A 1015-nucleotide genomic window follows, 5' to 3' on the forward strand; every position below is an offset into this window, starting at 1 on the left:
GCGGCCGGGGCGGCGGCGGGTTCGGGGGTCGCCGCCGGGGTGGTGGCGGGTTCTTCGCGCTTGCAGGCGCTCAGCGCCAGGGTGGTGGCCAGGAACAGCAGACTGGGAAGGGTACGACGCACGGGGGTTCTCCTTCGTTGCAGAGCCGCGGAATGCGGACGGACCTCCCAGGCGGACCCGGGCGGAAGTAGCGATGCGAGGTCAGCGCAGCGGGCGGATCACGCCGCAGGCCACGCGCGCGCCGGCATTGCCGGCCGGCTGGCTGTGGTAATCATCGGGATCTGCGTGTGCCACCAATGCGCGGCCGACGATATCGTTGGCCGCGCCGCCGCCGAGCACCACGCCGTGCAGCAGCACGTCGATCTGCGCGGTGCCGTCGGCATTGGCGTTGAGGTTGTCCATGTCGCCGGCGTGGTGCGGACCGCTGCCGGCGCGGCCGTGCGGGGCACCGAGCGGGTTGAAGTGACCGCCGGCGCTGCTGGCGTCGGCCGCGCTGCAGTCGCCGCGCTCATGCACATGGAAGGCAAAGCTGCGGTTGGGCTGCAGGCCGCCGAGGGTGCCGGTGATGCGCACGCCACCGGGGGCGGCGACCAGCGACAGCTTGCCGCTGACCAGGCTGCCGGAGGCCGGCGCCAGCACGGCCTGCGCCTGCTGCACGGTGCCGGCACTGGCCAGCGGCGGCGCCTTGGGCGGCGGCGGCGGCGGGGCCTTGGGCGGCGCGCTGCTGCACGCGGCCAGCATCAACAAGGCACTCGCGGCGAGGGGCAATCCATAACGCATCGACATCGACTCCTGTGGCAGGGCGAAACTAGAGGGGCGGCCGTGCAGACCCCATGAAGGTGCACGGCGTGCAGTCTAGTCGGGCCCTCCCCCCACACTAGAGTGGGGAGTGCTTAGGGGTGTTCCTCGTCCCGGCCGGGCTGGGTTGTGTTTGGGGGGGCTGGGGTGCGCCACCCCCACGGCAGCGCCCCCCCCCCCGCCCCCCGAGCACGCGAGGGCCCGGGAGGCCAACTGC

1 protein-coding gene is annotated in these 1015 nt (G+C 73.5%); it reads right to left on the reverse strand.

Annotation, left to right across the window (positions count from 1 at the left end; genetic code table 11):
- Window positions 1–201: 201 nt before the first annotated feature.
- Window positions 202–780: a superoxide dismutase family protein gene (locus tag CEK69_RS20915; RefSeq protein ID WP_152247718.1), complete on the reverse strand. Its 579-nt coding sequence runs from the start codon at window positions 778–780 to the stop codon at window positions 202–204.
- Window positions 781–1015: the final 235 nt, after the last annotated feature.

This window comes from Xanthomonas sp. LMG 12462, from assembly GCF_009192885.1.
In the GTDB taxonomy this organism is placed as follows: domain Bacteria; phylum Pseudomonadota; class Gammaproteobacteria; order Xanthomonadales; family Xanthomonadaceae; genus Xanthomonas_A; species Xanthomonas_A sontii.